Source organism: Streptomyces sp. NPDC046197, from assembly GCF_040646295.1.
GTDB lineage: Bacteria > Actinomycetota > Actinomycetes > Streptomycetales > Streptomycetaceae > Streptomyces.
This window is the reverse complement of the sequence record NZ_JBEYZY010000003.1, coordinates 173,048-183,007: the sequence shown is the minus strand read 5'-3', so window position 1 is coordinate 183,007 and position 9,960 is coordinate 173,048. Positions and strand designations below refer to the sequence as shown.

Annotated in this window: 8 protein-coding genes; 5 read left to right on the top strand and 3 right to left on the bottom strand. The window is 72.3% G+C overall.

Going from position 1 to position 9,960, the window contains the following annotated elements; translation table 11 throughout:
- Nucleotides 1-190: 190 nt before the first annotated feature.
- On the bottom strand, nt 191-1,102 hold the full coding sequence (locus AB0A61_RS05975) for a carbohydrate kinase (protein ID WP_361286755.1): 912 nt from the start codon (nt 1,100-1,102) through the stop codon (nt 191-193).
- The gene (locus AB0A61_RS05970) at nt 1,099-2,355 is read right to left on the bottom strand and encodes a substrate-binding domain-containing protein (RefSeq protein WP_361286752.1); all 1,257 of its coding nucleotides are present in this window, start codon (nt 2,353-2,355) and stop codon (nt 1,099-1,101) included. The genes AB0A61_RS05975 and AB0A61_RS05970 overlap by 4 nt, the downstream gene beginning before the upstream one ends.
- Before the next feature lie 173 nt (nt 2,356-2,528).
- On the opposite strand from AB0A61_RS05970, the gene AB0A61_RS05965 reads away from it, so the two are divergent.
- Entirely contained in the window at nt 2,529-2,957 is a 429-nt protein-coding gene (locus AB0A61_RS05965) for a Rieske 2Fe-2S domain-containing protein (RefSeq protein WP_361286749.1), read from the top strand.
- A gap of 67 nt (nt 2,958-3,024) precedes the next feature.
- Here AB0A61_RS05965 and AB0A61_RS05960 read toward each other — a convergent pair whose 3' ends face one another.
- Nucleotides 3,025-3,972: a hypothetical protein gene (locus AB0A61_RS05960; protein ID WP_361286746.1), complete on the bottom strand. Its 948-nt coding sequence runs from the start codon at nt 3,970-3,972 to the stop codon at nt 3,025-3,027.
- 356 nt (nt 3,973-4,328) lie between these two features.
- On the opposite strand from AB0A61_RS05960, the gene uvrC reads away from it, so the two are divergent.
- From uvrC to whiA, 4 genes are read left to right on the top strand one after another with little or no spacing between them, the layout of a single operon-like run.
- Nucleotides 4,329-6,509, top strand: a complete 2,181-nt coding sequence (gene uvrC / locus AB0A61_RS05955; RefSeq protein ID WP_361286743.1) for an excinuclease ABC subunit UvrC — start codon at nt 4,329-4,331, stop codon at nt 6,507-6,509.
- Nucleotides 6,506-7,507, top strand: a complete 1,002-nt coding sequence (gene rapZ / locus AB0A61_RS05950; RefSeq protein ID WP_361286741.1) for an RNase adapter RapZ — start codon at nt 6,506-6,508, stop codon at nt 7,505-7,507. The genes uvrC and rapZ overlap by 4 nt, the downstream gene beginning before the upstream one ends.
- Nucleotides 7,504-8,598, top strand: coding sequence for a uridine diphosphate-N-acetylglucosamine-binding protein YvcK (gene yvcK / locus AB0A61_RS05945; RefSeq protein ID WP_361286739.1), 1,095 nt, complete (start codon nt 7,504-7,506; stop codon nt 8,596-8,598). Before rapZ ends, yvcK begins: the two co-directional genes overlap by 4 nt.
- A complete protein-coding gene (gene whiA, locus AB0A61_RS05940) occupies nt 8,589-9,578 on the top strand; it encodes a DNA-binding protein WhiA (RefSeq protein ID WP_361286737.1) in 990 nt (329 codons plus the stop codon). The genes yvcK and whiA overlap by 10 nt, the downstream gene beginning before the upstream one ends.
- The last annotated feature ends 382 nt before the right edge of the window (nt 9,579-9,960 follow it).

The following is a 9,960-nucleotide window of genomic DNA, read 5'->3' as shown; positions in this document are numbered from 1 at the left end:
CGTTCGGATCACCGCGGACCCGGGGTGATCCGAACGACACCGCCCAGCGGCAACCCGCACGTCGAGCGGCGCCCCGAGGGAACCTCCCTCGGGGCGCCGCTCGTTGAACAGCCGGCCGCCCGGTCCCTGCGGCTCGACGCACGGCACGTCCAGCCGCACCTCGACAACATCACCGCGGACCCGGCGCCGACTAGAGCTCGCCCACCTCCGGCGCATACGGCGGCTCCGCCCCCGCGCGGGAGCAGGTGATCGCCGCCGCGCGGGCCGCGAACCGCAGCAGCCGGGTCCAGCCGGAGGCGCCGAGTGCCCTGAGCCCCTCCGGGGAGAGGGCGTCGCGGACGGACAGGCCGTGCAGCAGGGCCGCGTTCACGGTGTCCCCCGCGCCGATGGTGTCGACGACGTCGACCTTCTCGCCGGGCACGGAGTGTTCCGCGCCGTCTGGGGTGTAGGCGGTCAGCCCGTCGCCGCCGTGGGTGATCACCACGGCCGAGGGACCGGCGGCCAGCCACTCGCGCGGGGTGCCGCCCAGCCAGCGGGCATCCTCCTCGGAGAGCTTGAGGAGCGACACCGAGGGCAGCCAGCTCCTGAAGCGATCCCGGTAGGCGTCCGCGTCCGGGATCAGTCCGACCCGGATGTTCGGGTCGAGCGCGGTGAAGACGCCCTGGGCGGCGGCGGACTTCATCAATGCCTCGTAGGCGCTCGCCCCGGGCTCCAGAGCGAGCGAACAGGTGCCGAAGGACACCGCTCGGGTCATGGCCGGGAGCTGCGCCGGCACGGTGAACAGCCGGTCGGCGGTGCCGTCCACGTAGAAGGAGTACGCGGCGGAGCCGTCGGCGCCGATCGTGGCGACCGCGAGCGTGGTCGGTTCCGTACCGCGCTGCACGGAGGAGACGTCGACGCCCGCCTCCCGCAGCCCGTCGAGCAGGGCCTCCCCGAAGGCGTCGTACGAGGTGCGGGAGCAGAAGGCGGTGGGGGAGCCGAGGCGGCCGAGAGCGACGGCCGTGTTGTAGGGGCCGCCACCGAGTGCCGGCTTGAGGTCGGCGAGGGCGCCCGTGCCCTGCGGCACCAGATCGATCAGGGCTTCACCGGCGACGACGATCACAAGGGGGTTCCTTTCTCGGACTGCTCGGGCGCGACGGCTCTCCCGGGAGTTCCGGGCTGCTCAGGTGCGACGGCCTTTTCGGGACTCCCGGGCTGCTCGGGTGCGACGGCCTTCCCGGGATTCCCGGGCTGCTTGGGCGGGCCGGCTTCGGAGGGCCGTGCGCGGTGTTCGGGCGCACCGGCCTGCTGGAAGCGTGCGAGGTGTTCGGGCGCGGCGGGCTCCGGGAGCGGCCGCGGCTGCTCCGGGCAGCCGCACGACGTCCGGTGGACGAAGGTGCAGGGCAGCCGCACCGTCCGGGGCGGCCGGTCCGGCTCGGCCAGGCGGTCCAGCAGCACCTGGACGGCCCGTGCGCCGAGCTCTCTGCTGGGCTGGGCGACGGCGGTCAGCCGTGGCGAGAACAGGTCGGCCCATGCGAAGTCGTCGAAGCAGCACAGCGCGATGTCGCCGGGCACGTCCAGACCGCGCTCCCGCAGGGCGCGCAGGGTGCCGATGGTCATCGCGTTGTTGGCCGTGACGAGCGCCGTGGGTGGCGCGGCGAGGGACAGCAGGGCCGCGGTGGCCTGCTCGGCGCCCTCCGAGGAGGAGTCGCCGTGCACCACGAGCCGTTCGTCGTGGGCGAGCCCGGCGGCCGCCAGACCGTGCCGGTATCCGGTGACGCGTTCGCGGGTCGTGCTGAGGCCGGGCAGGCCCGCGACCAGGCCGATCCGGCGGTGGCCGAGGGCGGCGAGGTGGGTGACGAGGCCGGCCGTCGGTCCGCTGCTGTCGGCGCAGACCTGGTCGAAGCGGGGTGTGCGGTCCGATCCGGCGTCGACGAGCCGGTCCAGGAACACCGTGGGCACGGCATGACGTGCGAGGTAGGCGACGAGGTCGTGCGGGTGGGCGGACGGCGCGACGATCATTCCGTCCACGCGGCGCTCGTGCAGGAGCTGAACGACCTTGCGTTCGTGCGCGGGGTCGTCGTGCGGGTCGGCGATCAGCAGGCTGTAGCCGTGCTCCAGGGCACAGGCCTCGACCCCCTGCAGGATCTCCGTGAAGTAGGGGTTGCTGATGGCCGAGACCGCGAGCCCGATGGAGCGGGTGCGGGCGGTGACCAGGGAGCGGGCGAGGGTGTTCGGCGTGTAGCCGAGCTCCTCGACGGCGTCGAGCACCGCCTGGCGGGTGTGGGGCAGCACCGGCCGGGTGCCGTTCAGCACGTGCGAGACGGTTGCCACGGAGACCCCGGCGGTGCGTGCCACGTCGGCCATGGTCGGCATCGCGTTCTTCCCTCCGTGGAGTGCCGGGCGGCTCTGTGGCGGCGACCGTACCGCATTCCGAGTCTGACGTAAACGCTTGCGCAAGCGTTTACGTCCAGCCGCCCCACCCCCGGGACGACCGCGACGTGTGGGTAGGGTCGCTGTGCACAGTCCTTTGACCAGTGGAGATGCTCATGTCCGGCCGACCCTCCGCGAGCCGTCGTACCGTCCTTCGGGGAGCGGCCCTCACACCCGTTGCGGGGCTCGCACTCAGCGCCTGCGCGCCGGGTGGCGACGGAGCCTCGGTGGCGGCGACCCCGACCGGGCCGGTCGAACTGGGCGCGGAGAGCGAGATCGCCAAGGGCGGCGCCAAGCTGTACCGGGATCACAACGTGGTGGTCAGCAGGGGAGCCGACGGTGCCCTGAAGGCGTTCAGCACGATCTGTACGCACGCGGGCTGCCCCATCAACAAGCTGCAGGGAACCACCCTCGTCTGCCCCTGCCACGGCAGCCAGTTCGACGCCACGACCGGCAAGGTCGTGCAGTCCCCGGCCACCGAGCCGCTGCAGGAGCTTGCGGTCCGTGCGGACAACGGCAAGGTCGTCGCCGGGCCGGGCGCCTGACCCGGAGGAGGCGTTCGGACCCCGTCCCGGGCCCTCGGCGCACGGTCGGCCCTTCAGGCGCGGCCGCTCACTCCCAGTCCCAGCCGATCCCCACGATGCCGGACCGCACCCGCGGCTCGACGAGGTGGACGGAACGGTGCCGTTCGCTCACCGGCAGCTCGTGGCGGCCGCTGCGCGGAGCCGCCGCCGAGTGCTGGGTGAAACGGTGGCAGCGCGCAGGCAGGGCACCGGCGTCGAAGCGAACCTGGAGGGCGTACTGCCCGCCCGCGGACGCGAATCCCCGGACGTACTCCCGCGACACGCCGGCCGTACCGTCCTCGACTCCGTAGCGGAAGAGGAACGTGTCACCGGCCCGCAGCCGGGTGTCGAAGAGCAGTTCCGCGACCAGCACCCCGGTGTCGTGGTGCCGGCGCAGGCGCCCCGTCCGGCAGTTCTCCAGGGCGTGCACCGTCATCCGTTCCGGTGCACACCCCGGGTCGCCCTGGTGGACGGCCATGAAGCGGTCCACACCGTCGCGGTGGGCGCGCACGATGTGCTGGGACTCGCGCCCCGCCAGTTCGCGACGCGTCCCGATCCGCACGCGCTCGTGGTGTCCGAGGGTGTGCAACCCGCCGTCGACCGGGAAGTCCAGCTCTGCCAGCAGCCGCTCCAGGACGCCCGACGCCTCGACGAGGGAGCGGTAGGAACGGGCCGCGGGCCGCCGGGCGGCCGAGAGTTCCTCGGTCTCGCCGAGCAGCCGGATGAGCGACTCCTCCGGCAGGTGCAGGATCTCCTCCAGCGCCCGTACGGCACGCAGGGACTCCGGGCGCTGCGGGCGCCGGGCGCCCTGTTGCCAGTAGCTCAGGCTGGTGACCCCGACCTTGACTCCGTAACGCGACAAGTGGTGCTGCACGCGCTGCAGCGGCAGTCCGCGGGCGGCGATCGCGGCGCGCAGCGCTACGTGGAAGGGGCCGCCCCGCAGGGCCGTGTGCAGTTCCGCGGTGGCGACGTCCGCCTGCTGTGAAGCGTGCGGCATGCAGGGGCCTTTCTGTGAATGTTCACAACGGCTGGTCAGACCGTTCACGTGAGTCCCGGGGCCACCCCGTCGGCGCGGTGGGCATGGCTTCACATCCGTGCGCCGTTGCTCACGGCCCCGAGTTCCCCCGCATTGAAGCGTGTTGACCAAGTCCCGACAACACCTGATGCCCGATGGCCGCGCACTCCTGGCCGAGTCCGCACCCCGGCCACGGCGGGCTGGGCCGCCTGTGCGACGGGTCATGAGCAGGCGACGCCCAGGTGGTCACGGTGCGTAGTCGCGCGACCGTGTGGCCGGGGCGCGGCGTTGTCCACAGGCCCGCCGCGCTGTCACTTCCCGCCAGTAGGGTGTGAGACATGGCCGACCCCTCCAGCTACCGCCCCAAGCCGGGAGACATCCCGGACTCCCCCGGGGTCTACAGGTTCCGCGACGAGCACCGCCGGGTGATCTACGTCGGAAAGGCGAAGAGCCTGCGCCAGCGCCTGGCGAACTACTTCCAGGACCTGGCGAACCTCCACCCGCGCACCCGCACCATGGTCACCACGGCCGCGTCCGTGGAGTGGACCGTGGTGTCCACCGAGGTCGAGGCCCTGCAGCTGGAGTACTCCTGGATCAAGGAGTTCGACCCCCGGTTCAACGTCAAGTACCGCGACGACAAGAGCTACCCCTACCTCGCGGTGACGATGAACGAGCAGTTCCCGCGCGTGCAGGTGATGCGCGGCCACAAGAAGAAGGGCGTGCGCTACTTCGGGCCGTACGGGCACGCGTGGGCGATCCGCGACACCGTCGACCTCCTCCTGCGCGTCTTCCCGGTGCGCACCTGCTCGGCCGGCGTCTTCAAGAACGCCGCCCGCACCGGCCGCCCCTGCCTGCTCGGCTACATCGGCAAGTGCTCGGCGCCCTGCGTCGGCCGGATCCCCGCCGAGGACCACCGGGAACTGGCCGAGGAGTTCTGCGACTTCATGGCGGGCCGCACCGGCACGTACCTGCGCCGCCTGGAGAAGCAGATGATGGAGGCGGCCGAGGAAATGGAGTACGAGCGGGCGGCCCGCCTGCGCGACGACATCGGGGCCCTGAAGAAGGCCATGGAGAAGAACGCGGTCGTGCTCGCGGACGCGACCGACGCCGACCTCATCGCCGTGGCCGAGGACGAGCTGGAGGCGGCCGTGCAGATCTTCCACGTGCGCGGGGGGCGCGTGCGCGGTCAGCGTGGCTGGGTGACCGACAAGGTCGAGGACGTCAGCACCGGCGCCCTGGTCGAGCACGCCCTGCAGCAGCTCTACGGGGAGGAGACGGGCGACGCCGTGCCCAAGGAGGTCCTTGTCCCTGCCCTGCCCGACCCGCTGGAGCCGGTCCAGCAGTGGCTGACCGACCGCCGCGGTTCCGGCGTCTCCCTGCGCATCCCGCAGCGCGGCGACAAGAGGGCCCTCATGGAGACCGTGCAGCGCAACGCCCAGCAGGCGCTCGTGCTGCACAAGACCAGGCGTGCCTCCGACCTGACCACCCGCTCGCGCGCGCTGGAGGAGATCGCCGAGGCCCTCGACCTGGACAGCGCCCCGCTCAGGATCGAGTGCTACGACATCTCCCATCTGCAGGGCGACGACGTCGTGGCCTCCATGGTCGTCTTCGAGGACGGCCTGCAGCGCAAGAGCGAGTACCGCCGCTTCCAGATCAAGGGCTTCGAGGGCCAGGACGACGTCCGGTCCATGCACGAGGTGATCAGCCGTCGCTTCCGCCGCTACCTCGCCGAGAAGGAGCGGACAGGCGAGTGGGCGCAGAGCGAGGACGGCGCCGCCGGCGGTCCGGCCGACGGCTCGCACAACGAATCGCCGCACGCCTCGCCCGACGCCGCCTCGCACAGCGCGCCCGACGGCGCCTTCGACGGCTCACCGAGCGGCTCGGGCAACAGTGCCCTCGACGGCTCACCGAGCGGCTTCCCCGAGGACGACGGGCGGCCCAAGCGGTTCGCCTACCCACCGCAGCTGGTCGTCGTCGACGGCGGGCAGCCTCAGGTCGCGGCCGCCCAGCGGGCCCTGGACGAGCTCGGCATCGACGACATCGCCGTGTGCGGCCTGGCCAAGCGTCTGGAGGAGGTCTGGGTGCCGGGCGAGGACGATCCGGTGATCCTGTCCCGCACCAGCGAGGGCCTGTACCTGCTGCAACGCGTTCGCGACGAGGCGCACCGCTTCGCCATCACCTACCAGCGGACCAAGCGCGCCAAGCGCTTGCGGGCCGGCGCCCTGGACGATGTGCCGGGTCTCGGCGAGGCGCGCAAGCAGGCGCTGATCAAGCACTTCGGCTCGGTGAAGAAGCTGCGGTCCGCGACGATCGACCAGATCTGCGAGGTTCCCGGCATAGGCCGCAAGACGGCCGAGACGATCGCCGCGGCCTTCGCCCGGGCGGCCCCGGCCGCACCCGCCGTGAACACGGCGACTGGAGAGATCATGGAAGAGATGGAACCCGAGACGACGGCGGGTTCCCCAGGGGAGCCCGTGCCCACGGGTGCCCCGGACGAGCGACGGGGGCAGGAGACATGACCGAGCACGAAGAGCAGCCCACAGTGCAGCGAGATCAGGCTCACAAGGAAACGCACGAGGACCAGCGGGAGCAAGCGGTCCAGGAAAACGGAGCACAGGTGAGTACGGGCATCGACACGGCCGGGGTCCCCGACGCGGCCATCCCCGAGCTGGTGATCATCTCCGGCATGTCAGGGGCCGGCCGGTCCACGGCCGCCAAGTGTCTGGAGGACCTCGGCTGGTTCGTGGTCGACAACCTCCCGCCCGCACTGATCCCCACCATGGTGGAGCTCGGCGCCCGCTCGCAGGGCAACGTGGCACGGATCGCGGTCGTCGTGGACGTCCGAGGCCGCCGCTTCTTCGACAACCTGCGCGAATCCCTGGCGGACCTGGAGGCGAAGAACGTCACCCGGCGGATCGTCTTCCTGGAGTCCTCCGACGAGGCGCTGGTGCGCCGCTTCGAGTCGGTGCGCCGCCCGCACCCCCTGCAGGGCGACGGCCGTATCGTCGACGGCATCGCCGCCGAGCGCGAGCTGCTGCGCGAACTGCGCGGCGACGCCGACCTGGTGATCGACACCTCCAGCCTCAATGTGCACGAGCTGCGCGCCAAGATGGACGCCCAGTTCGCCGGCGAGGAGGAGCCCGAGCTGCGGGCCACCGTCATGTCCTTCGGCTTCAAGTACGGCCTGCCGGTCGACGCCGACCTGGTGGCGGACATGCGCTTCCTGCCCAACCCGCACTGGGTCCCGGAGCTGCGGCCGTACACCGGCCTCAACGAGGAGGTCGCCGGGTACGTCTTCAACCAGCCCGGCGCCAAGGAGTTCCTCGACCGCTACGCCGAGCTGCTGCGGCTCATCGCCACCGGGTACCGCCGCGAGGGCAAGCGCTACGTGACGATCGCCATCGGCTGCACGGGCGGCAAGCACCGCTCGGTGGCCATGTCGGAGAAGCTCGCCGCGCGGCTCGCGGCCGAGGGCGTGGAGACCGTCGTCGTCCACCGGGACATGGGGCGCGAGTGACCGGACGTACTCCGCGGCTGAGCAGGCTGCGCCGGGTGGTGCCCGAATCACGTTCGGGACGCCCGGTGACGGAGGGGCGGACGGGGCGTCCCGCCGAGGCCCGCGGTGCCCGGCCGCGCCGCCGTGGCGCCCAGCCCAAGGTGGTCGCCCTCGGCGGCGGCATGGGCCTGTCCGCCTCGCTCGCCGCACTGCGCCGGATCACCGGTGACCTGACCGCCGTCGTCACCGTGGCCGACGACGGCGGTTCCAGCGGGCGCCTGCGCGACGAGCTGGGCGTGCTGCCGCCCGGCGACCTGCGCAAGGCGCTGGCCGCGCTGTGCGGTGACGACGACTGGGGCCAGACCTGGGCCCGTGTCATCCAGCACCGCTTCACCTCCCAGGGCGACCTGCACGACCATGCGGTCGGCAACCTGCTGATCGTCGCCCTGTGGGAGCAGCTCGGCGACCATGTCGAGGCCCTGGACCTGGTCGGCAAGCTGCTGGGCGCGCACGGCCGGGTGCTGCCCATGTCCGCCGTGCCGCTGGAGCTGCAGGCCCTGGTCAGGGGCCACGACCCGGCCCGGCCGGACGACGTCGACACCGTACTGGGTCAGGCGACCGTCGCCCTGACGCGGGGGGAGGTGCAGTCCGTGCACCTGGTGCCGCACGACCCGCCCGCGGTCCCCGAAGCCGTCGAGGCGGTTCTGGACGCGGACTGGGTGGTGCTCGGGCCCGGCTCCTGGTTCTCCTCGGTCATCCCGCACCTGCTCGTGCCCGAGCTGCTGGACGCGCTCACCGAGACCAAGGCACGCCGGGTGCTCTCCCTGAACCTCGCGCCGCAGCCGGGAGAAACCGAGGGCTTCTCCCCGCAGCGTCATTTGGAGGTTTTGGGACGACACGCCCCTAAACTCGCCCTGGACGTGGTGCTGGCCGACGAGGCCGCCGTGCCCGACCGCGAAGTCCTCACCGAGGCCGCCAAGCGGTTCGGCGCCGCGGTCGAGCTGGCGCCGGTGGCCCGGAGGGACGGATCTCCGCGGCACGACCCGGAGCTGTTGGCCGCCGCGTACGACCGTATTTTTCGGATGCATGGAAGGATCGGCCCATGGCGATGACGGCAGCGGTGAAGGACGAGATCTCCCGACTCCCCGTCACCCGGACCTGCTGCAGGAAGGCGGAGGTCTCCGCCATCCTGCGGTTCGCCGGCGGCCTCCATCTGGTCAGCGGGCGCATCGTGATCGAGGCGGAGCTGGACACCGCGATGGCGGCCCGGCGCCTCAAGCGGGACATCCTGGAGATCTTCGGTCACGGCTCCGAGCTGATCGTGATGGCGCCCGGCGGGCTGCGTCGCGGTTCGCGCTACGTCGTGCGCGTCGTCGCCGGCGGTGACCAGCTGGCCCGCCAGACCGGCCTCGTGGACGGCCGGGGCCGCCCTATCCGCGGGCTGCCCCCGCAGGTGGTCTCGGGGGCCACCTGCGACGCCGAGGCCGCCTGGCGCGGGGCCTTCCTGGCACACGGCTCGCTCACCGAGCCCGGCCGCTCCTCCTCGTTGGAGGTGACCTGCCCGGGCCCGGAGGCCGCACTGGCGCTGGTCGGCGCCGCCCGTCGGCTGTCGATCGCCGCGAAGGCCCGGGAAGTGCGCGGCGTCGACCGGGTCGTTGTGCGTGACGGAGACGCCATCGGTGCCCTGCTGACCCGCCTGGGCGCCCATGAGTCCGTGCTGGCGTGGGAGGAGCGGCGGATGCGCCGCGAGGTCCGCGCCACGGCGAACCGGCTGGCCAACTTCGACGACGCCAACCTGCGCCGCTCGGCCCGGGCCGCGGTCGCGGCCGGCGCCCGGGTCCAGCGGGCCCTGGAGATCCTCGGTGACGACGTCCCCGAGCACCTCGCGGCCGCGGGCCGTCTGCGCATGGAGCACAAGCAGGCCTCCCTGGAGGAGCTGGGCGCGCTGGCCGACCCGCCGCTGACCAAGGACGCCGTGGCGGGCCGGATCCGCCGTCTGCTGGCGATGGCCGACAAGCGCGCCTCCGACCTGGGCATTCCGGGAACGGAGGCCAACCTCAGCGAGGAACTCGCGGACAACCTCGCGGGCTGACGGGCGCGCGCTGACAGTCGTACGAACGGTCTGTCAGCCGCGCACGCGAGCTTCCCGTCCCCACGCAAACCCCATCGGCCTGCCTGTGACGTCTCCCGTCCCCGCACAAGCCCAGTCGGCCCGCGCGTGACGTCTCCCGTCCCCACGAGTTCAGTCCGCCCGCACGCGACCTCCCTCGGCCCCGCACCCCAACCCCGGCCGGTGCCTCACGTACGAGCTTGACCGGCCTGCGCACACAAGCCCCTTTCAGCCGCTCTCGGCACACCCCTGTCGGCCCCAACACGCCGGTGTCAGCACCCTCTTGGGTCTCCGGCACCGGCGTTCTTCCTGTCCTGGAGGCACCCTTGACGCGACCAAGGACTGACATGAGCCTGGCAACTGT